Origin of the sequence: Embleya sp. NPDC059213 (genome assembly GCF_042754445.1) — a bacterium.
GTDB lineage: Bacteria > Actinomycetota > Actinomycetes > Streptomycetales > Streptomycetaceae > Embleya.
Genome location: NZ_JBHZAV010000047.1, coordinates 39,338 through 59,393 on the forward strand (window position 1 = coordinate 39,338; position 20,056 = coordinate 59,393).

Here is a 20,056-nt window from a genome sequence, read left to right on the forward strand (position 1 = left end):
ATCCGCGCGGATCGAGCTCATCCAGGGCCGCCCGCGCCAACGCGGACGCCAACACGGGCCGGCGCTCCGGGAGGCAAGGTCTCAGGCCGCAGCAGAACGCTGCCCGCGCCCGCCGACACGACCATGGCCTGGCGGGCTCACGCCCACACGATGGCGCGGTCGATGCTTGCGCGCTGGGCTCGGCCGAGGGTCGCGTACAGCGTCAGGAGTTCCTCGGTGGCTTGCGGGGGCAGCCCGTTCTCGGTGCACCAGAGTCGGGCGGTGGCGTAGCCTCGGCGCAACTCTTCGAGGTCTGCGGCGAGTTGGATGCGGACCACGTGGGCGGCAACGGCGGGGTGATCGAAGAGCACCCCGTGTCGCCGGTAGTGGGGGATGCCGGCGTCGTCGAGCAGACCCGGCAGCGTGCGCTCCGTCCATACCGGGTCGACGGCCGGCCAAGGGTCGTCGTCGGTGGGCCGCAGTGATCGTTTCGCGGTGACGACCGGACGCGTGCCCGCGTCCCCTCGCGTCCAGGAATGCCGCCGGACGGTGCCGATCCGGCGCGTGACATTCGCTCTGGCCCGCATTTGCGCATCGCGAGCACGCCGGTCGGCGGTGATTCTCTCCGCTGCCGGCGCACCCGACTCGCTCTCCTTGCCCACACCGATATCGTACGCACGTTCGAATAGCGGTGAAGACCTCGAACGTCACGACTACCCCGCCCGCGTGTGGAGGGTCTGCTCGTACCACGGAATCGCCCGCCGGCCCGCTCTCGCTCGTCCCCCGCGCCGCCTGTGTTCGATCCCGCCCCGCGCCGCGCCACCCCGTGCCGCGGTGCGCCGGTGGGGGCGGGGTTTCGGCGAAGACGCCGGAGACCGCCCTCCTCGCCGCGTCACCACGCCCGAACAACCCCGCCACCCGGGCGCGCACCGTGTTCCACCGCGTCAGGCCGACGGCGTGTGTGCGGGCCCTGTCGGGTCGGGTTCGAGGGTGGCCCCGGCGTGGTGGGGCGATTGCGGGACCAGGGCTTCGAGTTCGGTGACTGCGCGGTCGGGGGTCGTTTCGGCGGCGACCGCGGCGGCCAGGACGTTGCCGGGCGGGCGGATCGTCGCCGGGTCCACGGCCGGGCAATCGGCTCCGCACCGACGGCGGCGACCTGGTCGTGCAGCGACTTGTCGGCCGACACCCGCACGTCGTGGCCGCGTTCGCGCAGCGCGCGGGCGACCGAGAGGGCGGGCGGCACGGCGCCGCCGGACCAGGTGGCGGACGGGAATTTGCTACTCATCGTTCCTCTTTCGCGGGTCGATCGAGGTCGACAGGTCGCGCATGGCCCGTTCTGCGTCCGCACGCGACAGGCCCAGGTCGCGCCACCACAACTTAAAAGTGAAACTCAGGTTCTATTGATACCAAGGTTCTGTTGTGACCTAATGTCGAGTGTCACCCATGGAATCGGAGATGGACATGACCCCGCCACCGCCCGTGCCCCTCTCCCCCCGCCGCTGGTGGGCCCTCGCGGCCTTGGTGTCGAGCGCGCTGATCATTGGTCTCGACGGCACGATCATCAACGTGGCGCTGCCCACCCTCGCCGGCGAACTGGGCGCGGACAGTGCGCAGTTGCAGTGGATCGGCGGCGGCTACCTGCTCGCCTTGTCGGCCGCGATGTTGCCGATCGGGCTGTTGGGCGACCGGTACGGGTTGAAGCGCGTGCTGCTTGCCGGGATGACGGTTTTCGGGCTTGCCTCGGCTGCCGGGGCCTGGGCAGGTTCGGCGGGGCAGGTGATCGCCGTGCGGGCCGTGCTCGGGCTCGGGGCGGCGATGATCATGCCGCTGTCGTTGGCGATCCTGCCCAGGATCTTCGGGCCGGCGGAGGTGCCGAAGGCGGTGGCGACCTGGACCGCGGCCACCGCGCTGGGCATGCCGATCGGGCCGGTCGTCGGCGGCTGGCTGTTGAATCACTTCCGGTGGGGGTCGATCTTCCTGTTCAACATCCCGGTCGTCGCCCTCGCCCTGGTACTGAGCGCGGTGTTCCTGCCCGCCGACCCGAAGCGGGTACGGGTGGCGGCAGGCGGGCGGGCGCCGGTCGATGTACTCGGCATGGTGACGAGTGCGTCGGGCATCACCGCGCTGGTCTACGGGACGATCCTGGTGCCGCGGGACGGCTGGGGCAGTCCGCCGGTGCTCGGCACGTTGCTCGGCGGGGCGCTGCTGCTGGGCGGATTCGTGCTGCGGCAGCGGCGCTTCGCACGTCCGCTGGTCGATCTCGGGCTGTTCACGAATGCCCGGTTCCGGTGGGGCACGCTGATCGCGGTGTTAGTGAACTTCGCGGTGATGGGCATCCTGTTCGTGGTGCCGCAGTACCTGGAGGGTGTGCTCGGCAACGACGCGCTCGGCACCGGGCTGCGAATGTTGCCACTGATCGGCGGGTTGCTGGTGTCCGCCACGCTGAGCGAGACGCTGGTGCCCAGGTTCGGCGGCCGTCCGGTGATCTCGGTCGGCCTGGCACTGCTCGGCGCGGGTGTGCTGCTCGGCGCCGGCACCGACGGCGGCGACGGGTACGGGTTCACCGCCGGCTGGCTGGGCCTCGCCGGGCTCGGTTTCGGGATGGCCGTGGTGCCCGCGACCAGCATGGTGATGGGGTCGCTGCCCGCCGACGACACCGGCTCGGGCGCAAGCCTCCTGGAGACCGTGCAACAGGTCGGCGGGGTGCTGGGGGTGGCCGTGTTGGGCAGCGTGCTGAGCGCCGGTTACCTGGACCGACTCGCGGTGGGCGGATTGCCGGAGCCGGCGGGCGACGCGGCCCGGGACTCGTTGTCCGGCGCGAACGCGGTGGCGGTACAGACGCACGATCCCGCGCTCCTGGCGTCCGCGCACGACGCGTTCGTCCACGGCATGGACCTGGTTCTGGTGGTCTGCGGCGCGATCGCACTGGTCGTCGCCGCCCTCGCGGCCGTCCGCCTGCCCGGCGAGAGCACGGACACGCCCGCCCCCACGCCGCCGGCCCTCGCTTCCCGCCACGGAGAATTGCTCGCATGAGCCCCAGGGAGACCCCGACCGAGCCCGCGCACCGCCCCGCCGCCCCCGGTCTGCGCGAACGCAAGAAGCTCAAGACCCGCCAAAGCATTCGCCACCAGGCGTACCGGCTGTTCGCCGAACACGGCTACGACGCGACCACCGTCGACGAGATCGCCGCCGCCGCCGACGTCTCCCGCAGCACGTTCTTCCGCTACTTCCCGACCAAGGAGGACGTGGTCCTCACCGACGAGTACGACTCGGTGTTCGGCGACGCGCTGGCCGCCAGGCCGGCGGACGAACCGATCGTGGCCGCCATCCGGCACGCGATGACCGAGTCGCTGGCCCACATCTTCACCGCCGACCGGGACGAACTCCTGTACCGGAACCGGATGATCTTCACCATCCCGGCCCTCCGCGCCCGAGCGATGGACGAACTGCTGCGCACCCAGGACGGGATCACCGCGCTGCTGGCCGAGCGCACCGGCCGCGACCCGGGCGACCTGGAACTCAGGTGCGCCTCCGCCGCGATCATCGGCGTCTCGACCGCGGTGATGCGGTACTGGGTGGACCACGAGGGCATCGAGGACCTGGTCGAGCTGTACGACCGCCAGTTGCGGATCCTCACCGACGGCCTCCGCTTCTGACCGCCCACGATCGACGGCGCACGGTCGCGATGCGCCCACGTCGGCGGCGGCTGGTCGGCCGGGGTGATCGAACTCGCCGCCCCGGTCGTCGTCTCGTCCGTCGGTCGCAGGACCGGACTGACCGTCGGGATCCGGTGGATCGGGGTGCGCCGCCCGATCCGGCCCGTGGTCATCGGCGCGAAGAACGGGCCGCCCCCGTTCGCCACTTGCCGACCCGCCCTGGTGGCCCCCTCCCGATCGCCCGCGCGGCCGGCCCGACTCAGCGACCGGCGGGTGCCGGCTCCGCGTCGACGCTCGCGTCGTACCGGGCCCGGGCCTCCGCGATGCGTTCCTGGTGCTCCTCGGTCCAGGTGACCAGGGACCGGATCGTGGTGTGCAGCGTCGTGCCCATCGGGGTGAGCGCGTAGTCCACCCTCGGCGGCACCACCGGGTAGACGGTGCGTCGGACCAGGCCGTCGCGTTCGAGCTGGCGCAGCGTCACGGTGAGCATGCGCTGGCTGATCCCGTCGATCTCCCGACGCAGCTCGGTGAAGCGCAGCGTGCGGCTCTCCAGGATCGCGATCACCAGGAGCGACCACTTGTCCGCGACCCGGTCGAGGATCTGCCGCACCTCGCACCCTTCGCGGACGTCCCACTGGAGCGCGTCGTAGTCGTCCTGGTTACTCACGCAGGGGGTCGGTTCCTTTGAAGTGCCTTCTTCCATGGACGTCGATGCTGCCGAAGGATGGGGGTGGTTACAAGAGGGAACCGGGTTCGGTCGGATAACCGACCCCGCGCCTCGACGCCACCATCCACCCGCATCCAGCGTCCCGAGGGGCTGCCGCATGTCCGCATCCACGTCCTCGTCCACCACCACCGCCTCGCCCGCCTCCGCTTCCGGAGCGGGCGCGGCGCAAGCGCCCAGAACGCCGCACACGCCGCCGGAGAACGACGCCGGAGGGATGGGCGCCCGCGCGTGGGGCATGTTGATCGTGCTGTGCGGCGCGATCTTCCTGGAGGGCATCGACGTCGCGATGCTCAATGTCGCGCTGCCGACGATCCGCGAGGACCTGGGCATGTCCACCGGCGCGGTGAGCTGGGTGATGAGCGCGTACGTACTCGCCTACGCCGGTCTCATGCTCCTGGGCGGGCGTACCGCCGATCTGCTCGGCCGGCGGCGGATGTTCCTGTTCTGGCTGACCGTCTTCCTGGTGTTCTCCGGCCTGGGCGGATTCGCCGACGAGGGCTGGATGTTGATCGTCGCGCGTTTCGTGACCGGCGCCTCGGCCGCCTTCATGACGCCCGCCGGGCTGGCCATCATCACCACGAGCTTCCCCGAGGGACCCCGACGCAACCGGGCGCTGCTGTTCTACGCGGGCACCGCCGCGGGCGGCTTCTCGCTGGGGCTGGTGATCGGTGGCCTGCTGACCGCGATCGACTGGCGGCTGGTGTTCTTCGTACCGGTGGCCCTGGCCGCGGTGATCCTGGTGCCGGCCCTGGCGCTGATCCCCGAGGACGAGCGTCCCGATCGCGCCGGTCAGGGCTTCGACGTGGCGGGCGCGATCAGCGTGACCGGCTCGATGTTGCTGCTGGTGTACGGCGTGGTTCGGCTGGAGCACCCGGCGCGGGGCTGGGGCTGGACGATCGCGGTCTTCGCGGGCGGGATCGCGTTGCTGCTCGCCTTCGTCGCCGCCGAACGTCGCGCCGGCACCCCGCTGGTGCGGCTGGGCATCCTGCGCTCGGGGGCGCTGGTGCGGGCGAACCTGGGGGCGATGTTGTTCGCGGGCTCGTTCTTCGGCTTCCAGTTCATCGCGGTGTTCTACCTCCAGGAGGTACGCGGCTGGTCGACCCTGGAGACCAGTCTCGCGCTGCTGGCGGTCGGCGCGGACGCGGTGCTCGCGCCGACGGTGACGCCGCGCCTGGTCGAGCGGTTCGGCAACCTGCGGGTGATCCTGGGCGGGATGTTGCTGGCCGCGGTGGCGTACGCGCTGTTCCTGTCCATCGACGCGGACACCTCCTACGCGGCGATGTTCCCGACGATGTTGTTGCTCGGGCTCGCCTTCGCGCTGGCCTACGGGCCGCTCACGATCGCTGCCACGGACGGCATCGACGAGGACGAGCAGGGTCTGGCCGGCGGACTGCTGTACACCGCCTTCCAGTTCGGCGCGGCGCTGGGACTGTCGAGTGTGACCGCGGTGCTGGCCGGGGCGGGCGGTTCGGAACTGGACGGCTTCCGGGTGGCGTTGACCGTGCCGCTGGCGGGCGCGCTGCTGGGCGCGGCGGTGACCGTCGTGGGGTTGCGCGGGCGGGTGCGGGTGCCGGTCGAGTAGTTCGCGGTGCCGCTGCACGAAGGGCCTGGCGCCGCTCGCCGATCGACCCGGATCGGCGAGCGGCGCCGGCTCAGGCTCGGGTGGAGTCGGCCACGGGGGCCGACGCCGACGCCGACGCCGGGACCCGCGAGGCCGTCGCGCCGATGGGCGTCCTCGGCCGGCGGACGCCGATCGTCAGCACGGCGACCGCGGCGGCGACGAACATGCCGAGCCCCGCGATGGTCATGCACAGGTGCAGCGCGTCGGCGAAGCTGTCGCCGACGGCGGACAGGGCCTTGCCGGTGGCCTCGGGCGCCAGCCCCAGATGGCCGGCCGCCGACAGGCCCTCGTCCGAGACGGCCGAGGTGACGTGCTCGCGGTCGGCGGGGGCCAGACCGGAGGCGGTCAGGTGCTCCGGCAGGGCGGCGGTGATGCGGTTGGTCAGCACCACGCCCAGGACGGCCGGACCGAGCGCGCCGCCGAGTTGGCGCAGGGTGTTGTTGCCCGCACTGGCCATGCCGGCCAGGTGGTGCGGGACGCTGCTCACCGCGACCGAGGTGATCGGCGTCATCACGAACGCGAAGCCCACACCGATCACCACGAGCGGGCCGATCAGCGCGGCGAATCCGGTGTCCGGCTCCAGGGTGTTCAGGGTCAACATGCCGATCCCGGTGCACACCAGGCCGAAGGTGAGCAGCGCGCCCGAGGGGATCCGGCCCATCAGCCGGCCGACGATCGGGCCGAGCACGACGGTGAGCCCGTTGATGAGCAGGAACCGGTAGGCGACATCGAGCGCGCTCAGGTGCTGGACGTTGCCGAAGAACAGGCTGAGCGAGAAGACGATGCCGACCAGGCCGAACATGGTGATCATGGTGACCACGCCGGCGCCGGTGAACGAGGGCGAGGAGAACAGCTTGAGCGACAACATCGGGGTCGCCGAGCGGTGTTCGATCACGATGAACGCGGCCAGGCCGAGGATCGCCAGCGCGAAGGCGACCAGGACCGGGCCGTCGGTCCAGCCGACGGTGCCGCCCTCGATCACGCCGTAGATCAGGCTGGTGATCGCGATGATCGCGGCGATCTGGCCGGGGACGTCGATCGCCCGGCCGTGCGGCGAGCGGGAGTCCTCCAGGAGTACCGCCGCGACCACCGCGCCGACCAGGCAGACCACCACGATGGGCGCGAAGATCCAGCGCCAGGAGGCGTGTTCGAGGATCGTCCCGCTCAGCAGCGGGCCCAGCGACATGCCCAGGCCCAGGGAGGCGGCCCAGGCGGAGATGGCCTTGGCGCGGGCCCGGAAGTCCGGGTAGGCGTGGCTGATCAGGGCCAGGCTGGAGGTGAGCAGGGCGGCGCCGCCCGCGCCGGAGAGCGCCTGGCCCACCCAGACCTGGGCAACGCTGTGCGCGGTGAGGTTGGTGGTGGCGCCGGCCGCGAGCAGGACCAGGCCGGCCAGGAATGCCTTCTTGCGCCCGTACAGGTCGCCGATCAGGCCGAAGGTCAGGATCAGCGCCGCCATCGGCAGGATGAAGAAGTCGCTGATCCACTGGAGATCGCTCGTGGACGCCTGCAACCCGCGCTGGATGGTCGGCAGGGACACCGCCACGCCGCCGATCGGCACGTACGAGGCGAAGACCCCCAGACACGCGAGCACGACGGTGAGCGCGGGGCGGGTCGCGGTGGAGGTCGGCGGCGCATGCGCGGCCGGCGAAGCAGCGGACTGGGGGTTCGTGGGCATGGTGCGACAGCCTTCCAAGTTATCCGTAGGCTGTTAAGTTATCAGAAGACTTAGAACATGTATGAGGACTGCCATCTTGTTCGGCGTCTGCCAAGGTGTCGAGTGCCGAGCCGCCCGTCGGCGTGCCCTACGGTGACGGGGTGAGGCGCCCGTGCGGCGCAGGCCCCGGCCAGTCGGAGAAGGGAAGCGCGCGATGCCCGCCCACCACGAAATCGTCGAACCCGCGTGGAGCGAGCAGCTACCGCATCTGCTCTGGCGTGCGCAGCAGTCCATGCACCGGCTGCTCAACGAGGGACTGGAAGGCATCGGCGTCTCGATCAACCAACTGGGCCTGGCCGGCCGACTCGACGAGAACGGCGCGATGTCCGCGGCCGACCTCGCCCGCGCCCACCACATCACCCCGCAGAGCGTGAACACCGCGGTGGCCGCGCTGGAGCGGGCCGGCTGGATCGTCCGCCGCCCGCACCCGGTACACCGACGGGTGGTCCTGCTCGAACTGACCGCACTGGGCAACGCGGGCGTCGCCGAGGGACGACGGGTGATCAAGGAGGCCGACAGCCTGATCAGCCGAGCGATCGGCACCGAGCAGGCCGAGGTGTTCGCGGCGAACCTGCGGATGATCACCGCGGTGGTCGACGGCCCGGACACGCCGGCGGGGCGCATGTGGCCGGAGCCGCCCGGGTAGGCCCGGTTCAGCCGACATCCGCCGCCCCCGGCACCCGCAACGCGGGCGCCAGGCGCTCCTCGGTGACGACCCGCAGATACACCGGAATCGTGGCCGCCACGGCAACCGCGAACACCACGAACGCGGCGCGCACCCCGAAGCACTGCGCAAGCCCGCCGATCAGGCCCGCACCGAGCGGCATCGCCCCCCAGCCGAGCAGCCGGGCGGCCCCGCTGTAGCGGCCCATCATGTGTTCGGGCACCAGGTTCTGACCGATCAGCCGGGCGTCGACCGACCACAACGTGCCACCCAGACCGCCGACGAAGGCCGCCCCCGCGACCGCCCACAGGTCGGTGGTCACCGCGGGCACCGCCATCATCGCGAAGGTGCCGACCAGATCGGCGAGCATCACCCGCCGGTGGCCGATCAGGCGATTGAGCCACCCGACCAACAACGCGCCGAGCAGGCCCCCGACACCCAGCGCGCTCAACACCACCCCGTACTCGCGGGCCGACAGCCGCATCACGTCGTGCGCGACCAACGGCATCAGCGCCAACCAGCCGCCCCAGCTCGCGCACAGCACGGTGAGGATGAGCGACATCGTGCGGAGCAGCCGATCCCGCCACAGGAAGCGCAGCCCGGCGCCGATCTGCCGGGCAACCGAGTCGGGGTCGGTCGGGGTGCCGGCGCCCGGGTCGTCCCGGCCCGCCGCCCGGAAGCGGCCGGTGAGCAAAAGCAACAGCAGGCTCGCGGCGAGATACGCGACCCAGGTCGCCCCGAGCGCCAGACCGGTACCGGCGGCCAGCAACAGCCCGCCCACGAACGGGCCGGCGAACTCGTTCGCGGCCGTCTCGGCCCCGGTGATCAGCGCATTGGCACGCTCCCGACCGGCGCGCGGAACGATCGCCGGGATCAACGCCGAGGTGGCCGTCAGCGCGATCACCTCGGCCACGCCCAGGACCAGCCCGCCGAGCGCGAGCGCGACGAGGGTGACCCGGCCACCGAGCACGATCGCGATCAACACCCCGATGGCGAGCAGCCGCAGCCCGTCGGCCAGCCACAACAACCGGCGCCGGTCGGCACGATCCACCAGCACCCCCACGGGCAGCGCGACCAGGAGCCACGGCAGCGTCAGGGCGAGCGAGACCAGCGAGATCAACCCGGGGGAATCGGTGCTGCGGGCGGCCAGCACCGGCAGCGCGATCTTGGTGATCCCGTCGGCCAGGTTGGTGACGAGAGTGAAGGCCAAGAGCACGGAGGTGTTCCGGGCAGCGGCGGGCTTCACCCTCCGCCCGCTCGGGACGTCGACACCGACGCTCTGCAAGACCATCGCCCCTCCAAACCACCAAAGCCTTTTACCGGTTGGCTCGCCGACCCGATCGTGGCATCGCCCCGCACACAACGTCAACCGGTAAAGTCGTTAGCCGGTTACCGAGGCGATAGACTGGATCGGGCCGGACCGGACGAAGACCGAGACGACACCCGACCGACAACACGCACCACGGAGGCCCCCGATGCTCGAAGCACCCGCCTCCGCCGTGCTGATCGAGGCGTTCGTGAACACCATCGACGTCGAACTCGGTACGGACGACCTGACCACGCCATCCGAACTCGGCGCGTGGCTGGCCGCCCGGAGCCTGCTCACCCCCGACACCCGAGTCGACCCCACGGACCTCGACGCGGCCCGGCGACTACGCGCCGGCCTGCGCGAGAAACTGGGCGTACCCGTCGGCACCACCCCCGCCCCGGAGCCGCTCCGGCAGGCCGACGACGTGCTGCGCACCCTGCCCGTGGTCTTCGTCCTCGGCCCCGACGGCCGGCCCGGCGGCTTCACGCCGAGCCCCGAACTCCCTCCGGTACAGCGAGCATTGGCCCAACTGGTGATCGCCTGGGGCGAGTTGGTCGGCTCCGGCGAATCGACCCGGCTCAAGCGCTGCGCGGAACACGGCTGCGCCTGGGTCTTCTGGGACGTCTCCAAAAACCGCAGCCGCCGCTGGTGCTCGATGCGCGTATGCGGCAACCGCACCAAGGCCCGCCGCTACGCCGCCAAACACGGTGCGCCGCCCCGGCCCGAAACGACCACCGCAGACGACCCGACGGGCCGATGACCCACCGGCCCCGATCAACCCGCCCACCCACGGCGCAACACCAACAAACGGGCCCCGACCACCCGGCCGGGGCCCATCGCCACACACACGCTCGTGCTGCTCCGACTCACACCGGAACGTCCACCTTCACCGCCGAGCCATCCGACTCCTCCGACTCCTCCGAGGCCGCCAAGGCCCCCGGGTCCCCCACGACCTCCGCCCCGTCCCCCCGCCGCCGCCCCGGCAACATCTGCACCAGCGCCGCCACCGCCACGCAGAAGACCGTCAGCAACCACAGACCATTCACGAACGCATCCCCGAAGGTGTCCGCCGTCGGCGCGTCACCCAGCGTGTCGTAGAAGACGATGCCCACCAGGGCCACCCCGAGCGCGCCGCCCACCTGCTGAGCCGTGGAGAGCAGGCCCGCCGCCGCACCGGCGTGCCCGGCCTTGATCCCGGCCAGTACCGTCGCCGCCATCGGCCCCATCACCAGGCCCATCCCGAACCCGGTCAACGCGAGCCCCGGAATCAGCGCCAACGTCGCGTGGGTCCCGGACAGCGTCTCCACCAGCACCACGTGCCCCAGGCCCTGGACGAGCGCGCCCACCGTCAGCACCTGTCGACCCAGCTTCTCCGCGACGCGGCCCGAGATCGCCGAGGACAGGAAGTAGCCGACCCCCAGCGCGATGAACAGCAGCCCCGAGTCGAGCGCCGACATCCCGTGTCCGAGCTGGAGATAGAGCGCCAGGATCAGGAAGAAGGCCGCATTCACCAGGCCGTACACCAGCGCCATCGTGATGCCGACCGAGAACGGCCGCTCGCGGAAGAGCACCGGGTCCACCAGCGGCGCGCCGCCGCCGTCGGCCAGCCCGCGCTGGTACAGCGTGAACGCGCCGAGCAGCAGCGGAGCGATGCCCAGGGACAGCCACGTCCACAGCGGCCAGCCCTGCTCGCGGCCCTGGACCAGCGGCAACACCACGGCGACCAGGCCGAGCGTGATCAACGCGGTGCCGACCGGGTCGAGCCGGGTACCGCCCACGCCCCGGCGTTCCGGCACCAACCTCGGGGTCAGGGCCAGCGCGATCAGGCCCACCGGGACGTTGATCCAGTAGATGCTGCGCCAGCCGAGTCCGAACAGGTCGACCTGGATCAGCGCACCGCCGATGAGCTGACCGAACACTCCCGCGAAGCCCATCGCGAGCCCGTACGCGGTGAACGCCTTGATCCGCTGCTCGCCGACGTACAGCACGTTGATGATCCCGAGCACCTGCGGCATCAACAGCGCCGCCGCCGCACCCTGGAGCACCCGGGCGGCGATCAGCATCTCCGCGTTCCCGGCCAACCCACAGGCCGCCGAGGCGGCGGTGAACAAGCCCAGGCCGATCGCGAACATCCGGCGTCTGCCGTAGATGTCACCGAGCCGACCGGCCGTGATCAGCCCGGCGGCGACCGCGAGGCCGAAGCCCGCGACCACCCATTGGGTCGCGGCCGGCGTCGCGTGCAGATCCGCCTGGGTGGCCGGGATCGCGACGTTGACGATGAAGAAGTCCAGCGTGGTGATGAAGATTCCGGTGAGCAGGACCAGCAGCGCACCCCACGACTGCCGGGGCGTCGATGCCGGTGCTGCGGAAGCCGTGGCCGTCGTGGTGGCGGACATGGGTGATTCCTTTCCGTTCCGGGCGAAGGCGCCGAGCAGCGCGAGAGGAAAGCGCGGAATTCGCGCGGAATATGCGAGGAGGACGCGAAACGCGTCACCGCGAGGACACCGGGGGGCCGGGCGCTACCGTGCCCCGGCCCCGGATCCGTCCAGCGGGGACCTCAGCGGATCACAGACCGGCCGGGACCTTGTCCAGGAAGCCGCTCACCAGGGCGATCCGGCCGTCCGCGGCGACCTGGATCACGTCGAACCCGACCACCGCGGCCTCCGCACCCGCCGGGCCGAGGTTCCACGTGAAACGGGCCAGGTCGTGGTGACCGTCCACCGCACCGCCGAGCGTGAACACCAGGCCCCCGAACTGCCCCTGCACCGCGCCGAGCGTGGCGTCGATCGCGTCGTGGCCCTCGGCCACCACCAGCGGATCGACGTAGCGGGCGTCCTCGGTGTAGACCTCCTCGACCAGCTTGCGGCGGGCGGCCGGGTCCGCCTCGTTCCAGGTGGCGATGTAGCGCTCGGCCAGGGCGGTGAAGTCGATGTTCGTGGTCATGGCGACCGTCCTTGTGCTTCCTCCGGGCTCCCGGCCGTTCCGGCGAGCTCCGTTGCCATGAACCTACGGAGCCGCGTACCGACCGGAATCAGTCCCGCATAGGTACTTTGGCGCAGGAGGGATCAGTACGGGGGTCGGTATCGGGGTCGATATCGAAGCCGGTACCGACATCGCACCCGAGCACCGAAGAAGTCGGTATCGGCACCGCGACCAAGGCACCGAGATCGGCACGAAAGCTCGAAGGACACGGGGGACGCCAAGGCATGTTGTACGGACGAGATTCCGAGCTGCGGACCATCGAGCGCCTGCTCGCCGACGCCCGGGGAGGCCGCAGCGGCGTGCTCGTCGTGCGCGGCGAACCCGGCATCGGCAAGACCGCGCTCCTGGATCACGTGCTCGCCGACACGAGCCTGCGCACGATCCGGGGCACCGGGGTCGAGTACGAGGCGGAACTCCCCTACGCCGGGCTGAGCCTGCTGCTCCGCCCGGCCCTGGACCACCTGGACCGGCTGCCCGACCCGCAACGACAGGCCCTGGCGGCCGCCTTCGGCCTCGCTGCGGGCGAGCGTTCCGAGCCGATGTTCGTCGGCCTGGCGGTGTTGTCGTTGTTGTCCGAGTACGCCGGCGACGACCCGCTCCTGTGCGTCGTGGACGACGCGCAGTGGCTGGACCGGGCCTCCCGTGACGCCCTCGTGTTCGCCGCCCGTCGGCTGTACGCCGAGGGCATCGCGCTGATCTTCGCCGCCCGCGAGGACGCACACGCCTTCCCGGTCCAGGGCCTGCCCGAACTGGCCTTGGCCGCGCTGGAGCCCGAGCACGCGGGCGCGCTCTTGGACGAGCACGCCCGGGACATCTCCGCGACCACCCGCTCCCGCGTACTCGCGGAGTCCCGGGGCAACCCGCTCGCGCTGATCGAACTGCCGGTCTCGCTGACCGGCGAACGGGCCGGCGACACCCTGCGCCCGGGCGCCCTACCACTCACCAGCCGACTTCGGATCGCCTTCCACGGCCGGGTCACCCGGCTCGACGAGGGGACCGGGATGTTGTTGCTGCTGGCCGCGATCGACGACTCCGGCGACCTGGGCATCCTGCTCCGAGCCGGTGCCGGATTCGGCGCGGGACCCCCCGAACTGGCCGCCGCGGAGGAGGCGTCGCTGATCGTCGTCGACGACGACCGGCTGCGCTTTCGGCACCCGCTGATCCGGGCCGCGGTCCAGCAGCGCGCGCCGATCGACCGCCGGCTGACCGCACACCGCGCACTGGCCGACGCGTTCGACGCGCCCGACCACGCGGATCGCCGCGCCTGGCACCTGGCCGCCGCCGCGACCGGCGTCGACGAGCCGGCCGCGAGCGCCCTGGAGCGCACCGGCGAACGGGCCCGCGAGCGCAGCGGCCACCTCGCCGCCGCGCTGGCCTACGAGAAGGCCGCGCGGCTGAGCGAGGACGTGCCGGCGCGCACCCGCCGCCTGGTACTCGCCGCCGAAGCCGCCTCCGAGGCGGGCGAGTTGGACCAGGCCCGCGCGTTCGCCGAACGCGCCGGGTCGGCCGCGACCGACGACGCGATCCGGGCGCGGCTGCTGCACGTGCGCGCGCTGTCCGACTTCTGGCAGGGCGCGTTCACCAACGCACACGAGCTGTTGCTTCGGGGCGCCGCGCTCACCGCCGGGAGTCGACCCGAGCGCGCGGCGCGCCTGCTGCTTCAGTCCATCCACACCGCGTGGTACCTGGGCGAAGCCGAACTCGGCGCCACGCTCCTGGAGTTGGCTGCCCTGGAGCTGGCCCCGACGGCCTCGGTGACCCCGGTGGTCGAATTCATGATCGCCGCCTTCCCCCCGAAGCAGGACGGCCCGCGCCCGGACACCGATCCGTTGCACACCGAACGCCCGAGCCTGGGCGACCTGATCCGGGTCGCCCCGCGCACCGACACCGAAGAGCAACGCGACCTACTGCTCGCCTGCGGCGTCGGCCTGGCCCTGGGTCAGGACGCGGACGCGCACCACATCGCGTCGCTGTTCGCCCGGGAGAGCCGACTGCGCGGCGGCATCGGCCGGTTGCCCACCATCCTGTTCTTCGTGGCCGAGGCCGAGATCTTCGAGAGCCGACACACCGACGCGCTGGCCACCGCGTCCGAGGGCCTGCGGATCGCGCAGGACAGCGGACAACAGCAGTGGATCAGCCAGTTCGAGAGCGTGTTGGCCTACCTGGCGGGCGTCTCGGGCAACGCGGAGGCCGCCCACCGGCACGCCGACGCGGCCCTGGCCGGCGGCGTGGGCAGCGCGATGCCGGCGGGCGCGCCGTGGTCCGCATGGGCGCTGGGGTTGCTGGATCTGGGCCTGGGCCGCCCCGAGTCGGCGCTGAACCGGCTGGAGCGGCTCGCCCGGGAACCGCTGCGGCATCACATCAGCGCGACCCGATCGATTCCCGACCTGGTCGAGGCGGCCGTGCGGTCCGGCGCCCCCGAGCGGGCCCGCGAGCCGTTGGCCCGCTTCGAGCAGTGGGCCGGTCGCGCCGACCAACGCTGGGCCGACGCACTGGTGTTGCGCTGCCACGCGCTGTTGGCGAGCGACGAGACGGCCGAGGAGTCGTGGGCGGCCGCGCTGGCCCGACACGAGAGCGAGCGCCGACCGCTGGAGCGGGCCCGGACCGGGCTGCTGTACGGCGAGTGGCTGCGTCGAATGCGCCGCAAGACCGACGCGCGCGACCGGCTGCGTACCGCACTGGAGGAGTTCGAACGCCTCGACGCCCGGTCCTGGGCGGATCGGGCACGCACCGAACTGGGCGCGATCGGCGGCAGCGCGACCCCCCGGGGCGCACGGCCCGCCGGTGTGCTCGCACTGCTCACCCCGCAGGAGTTGCAGATCACCCGGCTCGCCGCGCAGGGGTTGTCCAACCGGGACATCGCGGCCCAACTCTTCCTCAGCCCGCGCACCGTCGGTCATCACCTCTACAAGGCGTATCCCAAACTCGGCATCGTCTCGCGCACCGAACTGAGCACGATCCCCGAACTGGCCGCACTCAGCGGCTGACCCGAGGCCCCCGACCCACCGGCCCGGACCACCGATCGCCACCCCCGCAAACCGCGGCGATCAGCCCCCGGCCCCGATCCGCGCAGGCCGATTCCACTCCGCCGCAACCCCGCGCAGCACCGGATGCTCGGCGTTGCCACCGGCGCGGATGTGCTCGTACAACGCACGCAGCCCCTCCGCGCCGGCCGCCGCCCACAACCGTTCCGCGACCCGGGTCAGGGAGAAGTGATACCACCCGAAGTTGATCGCGCCCCGCTCGAACGAGCGCTCCATGTCCACGAGTTCGCGAATCGGCGTGACCTCGACCGGCAACTCGTCCACGGTCGCGGTGAAAGCCCGCAGGGCGGGCAACAGTTCCGGCTCCACCTCGTGCGCGTAGCCGACCATCGCGAGATTCGCGTGCAGCTCGGCGATCCACATGCCCGGGTAGGCGGGCCAGACCTGGTCCTGGAAGAGATGGGTGAGTTCGTGCACGGCCACCAGGTCGAAGTACGGGCGCAGCGCCGGCGGTTCCCCGTACTCGGCGCGCAGCGCCGCGATACTGCCCGCCCCCAGGTGCGGCCGGATCGCCGCGAACAGCTCGGCGCCGAACCAACCGTCGTCGGCGGCCACCCGCAGGTGGTCCTCCGCGCCCTGCGGCGTGCCGTACAGCGGCACCGTCGCCACCGCCTCCCAGTCCGCGGCATCCGCCACGGACAACCGGATGCGCGGCGCGAAGCCCAGCCGTTCGGTCAGCCAGCCGGCGGCACGATCCACCCGCTCCGCGACGACCACGGCCCGCTCCCGCGCGCCCGGGCTGTACCGGACCGTACAACCGAAACCGCCGAGTGTCGCCAACGCCGTCACGCCTACCTCCGAATGGGCTCGGCCGCCACCCTAGATCGTGTCGAAGACACGCCATGGGGCGCCCGATCCGGTTCAGGGCTTCCAGAGCGCGTCCCGGCCGGACGCGCCGAGCGCCCGCTCGAACGCGCTCGCGTCCTCGGGCACGGCCACCGGCACGGCGAAGCCGGCGTACTCGCGGTACATCTCCGCGTACCTCGCCACGATGCCCTCGACCGCCTCGCCCAGCTCCGCCGACGCCCGGTAGTCCTGCCCGGTCGCCCGCGCCACGTCCCACCCGTGCAGCACCAGCTCCAGGAGCAACATCGCGGCGATCTCCGTCGCGGGCATCGTCTGGCCGCCCCCGAAGTCGATCTCGCCCTCCCACACGGCCGGCTCCGCCCACGCCGCCACCGCACGGCGCAGTTGTGCGCCGTACGCGTCGGCCCAGTCCGGCTCGGCGACGAAGTCGCGCGCGGTCGTCTCCTCGGGCAGCGTCGTCCGCAGGGCCCGGTGCTCCATGCCGTGCGAGGTGTAGACGATCCAGTGGTTGAGCAGCGCCCGGGTGTCGAATTCGGGGCACGGCGTCGGCCCGGCGATGCGCTTGGGAGCGACGCCGTGGGCCAGCCGATCGGCTTCGGCGGAGGCTTCGACGAAAAGGTGGTGAATGTTCATGGACCGCACGCTATGCCGCCCCCCGGAAGCCGGTCTTGAACAAACGCGACACCCCCGCCCGCCGCCCCGCGGCCACACCGGGCCCCTGTCACACCCACCCCCTACCGTGGCGGGATGAGGCTTCCCTACCGCCCTCGCGGAGTGTTGCGCGCGGGCGTCGCACCCGGCGCCTGGGACCTGAGCCTGTACGAGCCGGCCGCCGACCTGGCGCCCTTCGTCGAATACCACTGGATCGTGCGCTGGGACCTGCGCGAGCGGGCGCCCCACCGGCAGAAGGTGCTCTCCCACCCCAACGTGCACGTGGTCTTCGAACACCCGCGCCCGGCGGTCTACGGCGTGGTGCGGCACGTGTTCGAGCGCGAGCTGAGCGGCGCGGGCCACGTGTTCGGGGTCCGGTTCCGCGCGGGCGGCTTCCGGCCGTTCCTGACCGGTCCGGTAGCCGAGCTGACCGATCGGGTGCCGCCCGCGGCCGACCTGTTCGGCCCGGACGTGTCGGCCGTGTGCGACCGGGTGCTCGGCACCGTCGAGGAGTGCGATCGGGTCACCATCGTGGAGTCCTGGCTGCGCGGCCTGCTGCCCGCACCCGCCGCCGGCCCGACCGACGTCGACCCGACGATCGCCGAGGTCGCCACGATCGTCGAGCGCATCACCACGAACCCGAACCTGTTCCGCGTCGACGACCTGGCCGACGAGGTCGGCGTCCCGGTCCGCCGACTCCAGCGGTTGTTCGCCGAATACGTGGGCGTCGGCCCCAAGTGGGTGCTTCGCCGGGCCCGCCTCCAGGAGGTCGCCGAGCGGGCCGAGCACGGCGCCGGCATCGACTGGGCGGCGCTGGCCGCCGACCTGGGCTACGCCGACCAGGCCCACCTGACCCGCGATTTCACCGCCGCGGTGGGCACCGCACCGGGCCGCTACGCCAGGATCTGAGCGCTCGCCATCCCACCCCGCGCAGGCCCGAATCGTCCGCGCGCCGAAAATGCAATCCTTGACGGGTGCCCACCACGCTCGTCGAAACCCAATTCCATGCCGTCCTGAGCGCGTCCGACGACGCCCTGGAGGACACGATCGACCTCGGCGCGTCCCTGCTCGCGGCCTCCGCCCGCGACTGGCCGCAGATCTCGCGTGCGGTGCTCGCGCTGTACGAGCGCACCGCGGACGGCTGCTGGCGGCGCGGCTGGCAACCCGCCGACGTGGTCCGCGCGGTCACCCGCGAGCTGGGCGAACGGCACGCCCCGATCGCCGCCGACCTGGTCGCCGCACAGGCCCGCAGCCACCCGGGCACCGGCCGCCGGTGGACCGCGCAACTGCGCGACCTGGACGCGAGCACCCCGTGGTGGAGTTCGGACGACGCCTACCTGACCGAGCTGGGCGCCCGGGACAACCTGGACCGCTTCGGCACCGCCGCGCGCGTGCTCGAACTGCTCCGCTCGATCGCCCGGCTGCCCTCGATCGAGCCGCTCACCGCCGCCTCCTTCCAGGAGCCGGTCCACAGCCGACCCGCGACCGGCGAACCCCGCCAACTCGGCCGGGTGCGTGCCCTGCTCGCCAAGGCCGAGTCGAGCGAGTTCCCGGAGGAGGCCGAGGCGTTCACCGCCAAGGCGCAGGAGCTGATGACCCGGCACCGGATCGACGAGGCGCTGCTGGGCGCGCAGGAGGGCTCGCGACACGCGCCCGCCGCCTGCCGAATCGGCGTGGACAACCCGTACGAGGGCGCGAAGGCACTGCTGTTGGACGCGGTCGCCGACGCCAACGGCTGCCAGGCGATCTGGTCGAGCGAACTGGGCTTTTCCACCGTGGTCGGCTTCGACTCCGAGCTGGACGCGGTCGAGTTGCTCTACACCTCGCTGCTGGTGCAGGCCACCGCCGCGATGAACCGGGCCGGCTCGCGCTACCACGAGTCCGGCCGCTCGCGCCGGACCAAGACCTTCCGCCAGTCGTTCCTGATCGCCTACGCCGACCGGATCCGCGAGCGGCTCACCGCCGCCAGGGAGGAAGCCGAGGCGAGCGCGAACGAGGCCGCCGAGAACCGCCTGCTGCCGGTCCTGGCCGCACGCGACGTCGCCGTTCGCGAGACCACCGAGCGGATGTTCCCGACCAAGACCACCCACCGCCTGCGCGGCCGGGACGCGGACGGTTGGCGACACGGCCAGGCCGCCGCCGACCGGGCCGAACTGGGCCTGCGGGACAAGCTGAACCGCGGCGAGCCGGCCCGCCCGTAGGCCGCGCATCCCCTCCCGCAAGGGCCTCAGATCCGCGGCAACCAGTTCCCACGCTGCGCCGGCACCGCCGGGGCACGCGATCCACAGCGCCCCTCGGCAACCGCCCGATGCGCCTGACGCGGCGTCATACCCGGTCCCGCCAACGGCTCGACGTCCTCCAGGTGAAGCGGATCGCCGCACACCGAACAGACCACGGCCGGTTCCGCCTCGTGCCCCTCGGACCCGCCGTGCCGGTAGACCACCGGCGGTCCGGTCTCGTCCGCGAGCCAGGTGTCCCCCCACTGCCCGATCGCGACGAGCACCGGAAAGAAGTCGCGGCCCTTCGCGGTCAGCACGTACTCGTGCCGGGGGCGCCGCTCCTCGTACGGGACCCGATCGAGCAGGCCCTCCTCGACCAGCCGATTCAGGCGCTGCGCCAGCACGTTGCGACCGATGCCCAGGTTCTCCTGAAGGTCCTCGAACCGCCGGACGCCGTAGGACGCCTCCCGCAGCACGAGCGGCGTCCAGCCGTCGCCGAACAACTCGAGGACACGCGCGATGGAACACGGCCAGGTTCCGAACGAGGTCCGCTTCATGTCGCCACATTACTGAGCGGGGGGGGGGGGGGAGGCGGAGGATACCGCCCCCCCGCCGCGGTTTTTTTAAAAGTGGGGGTTTGGACCGGGACCCCCCCCGGACGCCGCGCGGGTGGCCCCCGGCGG

Annotated in this window: 18 protein-coding genes; 8 read left to right on the top strand and 10 right to left on the bottom strand. The window is 72.0% G+C overall.

Going from position 1 to position 20,056, the window contains the following annotated elements; all coding sequences use genetic code 11:
- Window positions 1–137: 137 nt before the first annotated feature.
- On the bottom strand, window positions 138–566 hold the full coding sequence (locus tag ACFXMF_RS19440; protein ID WP_379988763.1) for a hypothetical protein: 429 nt from the start codon (window positions 564–566) through the stop codon (window positions 138–140).
- Between the two features lie 357 nt (window positions 567–923).
- Complete coding sequence (locus tag ACFXMF_RS19445) at window positions 924–1,100, bottom strand: hypothetical protein (protein WP_360312064.1); 177 nt, start codon at window positions 1,098–1,100, stop codon at window positions 924–926.
- A gap of 322 nt (window positions 1,101–1,422) precedes the next feature.
- On the opposite strand from ACFXMF_RS19445, the gene ACFXMF_RS19450 reads away from it, so the two are divergent.
- Window positions 1,423–3,012, top strand: coding sequence for an MFS transporter (locus ACFXMF_RS19450; RefSeq protein ID WP_379988762.1), 1,590 nt, complete (start codon window positions 1,423–1,425; stop codon window positions 3,010–3,012).
- Window positions 3,009–3,635 (top strand): TetR family transcriptional regulator, encoded by a 627-nt coding sequence (locus tag ACFXMF_RS19455; RefSeq protein ID WP_360312068.1) that lies wholly within the window; start codon window positions 3,009–3,011, stop codon window positions 3,633–3,635. Before ACFXMF_RS19450 ends, ACFXMF_RS19455 begins: the two co-directional genes overlap by 4 nt.
- Window positions 3,636–3,894: 259 nt before the next feature.
- Here the strand turns inward: ACFXMF_RS19455 and ACFXMF_RS19460 are convergent, their stop codons facing one another.
- Window positions 3,895–4,338: a helix-turn-helix domain-containing protein gene (locus tag ACFXMF_RS19460; RefSeq protein ID WP_360312070.1), complete on the bottom strand. Its 444-nt coding sequence runs from the start codon at window positions 4,336–4,338 to the stop codon at window positions 3,895–3,897.
- Between the two features lie 238 nt (window positions 4,339–4,576).
- On the opposite strand from ACFXMF_RS19460, the gene ACFXMF_RS19465 reads away from it, so the two are divergent.
- Window positions 4,577–5,944: an MFS transporter gene (locus ACFXMF_RS19465; RefSeq protein WP_379988775.1), complete on the top strand. Its 1,368-nt coding sequence runs from the start codon at window positions 4,577–4,579 to the stop codon at window positions 5,942–5,944.
- 70 nt (window positions 5,945–6,014) lie between these two features.
- Here the strand turns inward: ACFXMF_RS19465 and ACFXMF_RS19470 are convergent, their stop codons facing one another.
- The gene (locus tag ACFXMF_RS19470) at window positions 6,015–7,658 is read right to left on the bottom strand and encodes an MFS transporter (protein ID WP_360312072.1); all 1,644 of its coding nucleotides are present in this window, start codon (window positions 7,656–7,658) and stop codon (window positions 6,015–6,017) included.
- Between the two features lie 193 nt (window positions 7,659–7,851).
- Here ACFXMF_RS19470 and ACFXMF_RS19475 point away from each other — a divergent pair, with 193 nt between their 5' ends.
- Entirely contained in the window at window positions 7,852–8,343 is a 492-nt protein-coding gene (locus tag ACFXMF_RS19475) for a MarR family transcriptional regulator (protein ID WP_360312074.1), read from the top strand.
- A 7-nt stretch (window positions 8,344–8,350) separates the two neighbouring features.
- Here ACFXMF_RS19475 and ACFXMF_RS19480 read toward each other — a convergent pair whose 3' ends face one another.
- A complete protein-coding gene (locus ACFXMF_RS19480) occupies window positions 8,351–9,652 on the bottom strand; it encodes an MFS transporter (RefSeq protein ID WP_379988761.1) in 1,302 nt (433 codons plus the stop codon).
- A 184-nt stretch (window positions 9,653–9,836) separates the two neighbouring features.
- On the opposite strand from ACFXMF_RS19480, the gene ACFXMF_RS19485 reads away from it, so the two are divergent.
- Window positions 9,837–10,430 (top strand): CGNR zinc finger domain-containing protein, encoded by a 594-nt coding sequence (locus ACFXMF_RS19485; RefSeq protein WP_379988760.1) that lies wholly within the window; start codon window positions 9,837–9,839, stop codon window positions 10,428–10,430.
- 106 nt (window positions 10,431–10,536) lie between these two features.
- Here the strand turns inward: ACFXMF_RS19485 and ACFXMF_RS19490 are convergent, their stop codons facing one another.
- Both ACFXMF_RS19490 and ACFXMF_RS19495 read right to left on the bottom strand, forming a co-directional pair.
- Window positions 10,537–12,066, bottom strand: coding sequence for an MFS transporter (locus tag ACFXMF_RS19490; protein ID WP_379988759.1), 1,530 nt, complete (start codon window positions 12,064–12,066; stop codon window positions 10,537–10,539).
- A 169-nt stretch (window positions 12,067–12,235) separates the two neighbouring features.
- On the bottom strand, window positions 12,236–12,613 hold the full coding sequence (locus ACFXMF_RS19495; RefSeq protein ID WP_379988758.1) for a nuclear transport factor 2 family protein: 378 nt from the start codon (window positions 12,611–12,613) through the stop codon (window positions 12,236–12,238).
- Between the two features lie 263 nt (window positions 12,614–12,876).
- Between ACFXMF_RS19495 and ACFXMF_RS19500 the strand changes: the two genes are divergently transcribed.
- Window positions 12,877–15,639, top strand: coding sequence for an AAA family ATPase (locus tag ACFXMF_RS19500; protein ID WP_379988756.1), 2,763 nt, complete (start codon window positions 12,877–12,879; stop codon window positions 15,637–15,639).
- A gap of 60 nt (window positions 15,640–15,699) precedes the next feature.
- Here ACFXMF_RS19500 and ACFXMF_RS19505 read toward each other — a convergent pair whose 3' ends face one another.
- On the bottom strand, window positions 15,700–16,485 hold the full coding sequence (locus tag ACFXMF_RS19505) for a hypothetical protein (protein WP_360312086.1): 786 nt from the start codon (window positions 16,483–16,485) through the stop codon (window positions 15,700–15,702).
- Window positions 16,486–16,557: 72 nt separating this feature from the next.
- A complete protein-coding gene (locus tag ACFXMF_RS19510) occupies window positions 16,558–17,136 on the bottom strand; it encodes a TIGR03086 family metal-binding protein (RefSeq protein WP_379988755.1) in 579 nt (192 codons plus the stop codon).
- 114 nt (window positions 17,137–17,250) lie between these two features.
- On the opposite strand from ACFXMF_RS19510, the gene ACFXMF_RS19515 reads away from it, so the two are divergent.
- Both ACFXMF_RS19515 and ACFXMF_RS19520 read left to right on the top strand, forming a co-directional pair.
- Window positions 17,251–18,063, top strand: a complete 813-nt coding sequence (locus ACFXMF_RS19515) for a DUF6597 domain-containing transcriptional factor (RefSeq protein ID WP_379988753.1) — start codon at window positions 17,251–17,253, stop codon at window positions 18,061–18,063.
- A 65-nt stretch (window positions 18,064–18,128) separates the two neighbouring features.
- Complete coding sequence (locus ACFXMF_RS19520; protein WP_360312092.1) at window positions 18,129–19,355, top strand: DUF2786 domain-containing protein; 1,227 nt, start codon at window positions 18,129–18,131, stop codon at window positions 19,353–19,355.
- Window positions 19,356–19,381: 26 nt separating this feature from the next.
- On the opposite strand, the gene ACFXMF_RS19525 is transcribed toward ACFXMF_RS19520, so the two are convergent.
- Window positions 19,382–19,930 (bottom strand): helix-turn-helix domain-containing protein, encoded by a 549-nt coding sequence (locus tag ACFXMF_RS19525; RefSeq protein ID WP_360312094.1) that lies wholly within the window; start codon window positions 19,928–19,930, stop codon window positions 19,382–19,384.
- Between the last annotated feature and the right edge of the window lie 126 nt (window positions 19,931–20,056).

What these genes read in the sequence shown, in the direction of transcription:
- ACFXMF_RS19440 (WP_379988763.1), bottom strand. Translation starts at nt 566, where the DNA reads ATGCGGGCCAGAGCGAATGTCACGCGCCGGATCGGCACCGTCCGGCGG.
- ACFXMF_RS19450 (WP_379988762.1), top strand. Translation starts at nt 1,423, where the DNA reads ATGGAATCGGAGATGGACATGACCCCGCCACCGCCCGTGCCCCTCTCC.
- ACFXMF_RS19455 (WP_360312068.1), top strand. Translation starts at nt 3,009, where the DNA reads ATGAGCCCCAGGGAGACCCCGACCGAGCCCGCGCACCGCCCCGCCGCC.
- ACFXMF_RS19460 (WP_360312070.1), bottom strand. Translation starts at nt 4,338, where the DNA reads ATGGAAGAAGGCACTTCAAAGGAACCGACCCCCTGCGTGAGTAACCAG.
- ACFXMF_RS19465 (WP_379988775.1), top strand. Translation starts at nt 4,577, where the DNA reads ATGGGCGCCCGCGCGTGGGGCATGTTGATCGTGCTGTGCGGCGCGATC.
- ACFXMF_RS19470 (WP_360312072.1), bottom strand. Translation starts at nt 7,658, where the DNA reads ATGCCCACGAACCCCCAGTCCGCTGCTTCGCCGGCCGCGCATGCGCCG.
- ACFXMF_RS19475 (WP_360312074.1), top strand. Translation starts at nt 7,852, where the DNA reads ATGCCCGCCCACCACGAAATCGTCGAACCCGCGTGGAGCGAGCAGCTA.
- ACFXMF_RS19480 (WP_379988761.1), bottom strand. Translation starts at nt 9,652, where the DNA reads ATGGTCTTGCAGAGCGTCGGTGTCGACGTCCCGAGCGGGCGGAGGGTG.
- ACFXMF_RS19485 (WP_379988760.1), top strand. Translation starts at nt 9,837, where the DNA reads ATGCTCGAAGCACCCGCCTCCGCCGTGCTGATCGAGGCGTTCGTGAAC.
- ACFXMF_RS19490 (WP_379988759.1), bottom strand. Translation starts at nt 12,066, where the DNA reads ATGTCCGCCACCACGACGGCCACGGCTTCCGCAGCACCGGCATCGACG.
- ACFXMF_RS19495 (WP_379988758.1), bottom strand. Translation starts at nt 12,613, where the DNA reads ATGACCACGAACATCGACTTCACCGCCCTGGCCGAGCGCTACATCGCC.
- ACFXMF_RS19500 (WP_379988756.1), top strand. Translation starts at nt 12,877, where the DNA reads ATGTTGTACGGACGAGATTCCGAGCTGCGGACCATCGAGCGCCTGCTC.
- ACFXMF_RS19510 (WP_379988755.1), bottom strand. Translation starts at nt 17,136, where the DNA reads ATGAACATTCACCACCTTTTCGTCGAAGCCTCCGCCGAAGCCGATCGG.
- ACFXMF_RS19515 (WP_379988753.1), top strand. Translation starts at nt 17,251, where the DNA reads ATGAGGCTTCCCTACCGCCCTCGCGGAGTGTTGCGCGCGGGCGTCGCA.
- ACFXMF_RS19525 (WP_360312094.1), bottom strand. Translation starts at nt 19,930, where the DNA reads ATGAAGCGGACCTCGTTCGGAACCTGGCCGTGTTCCATCGCGCGTGTC.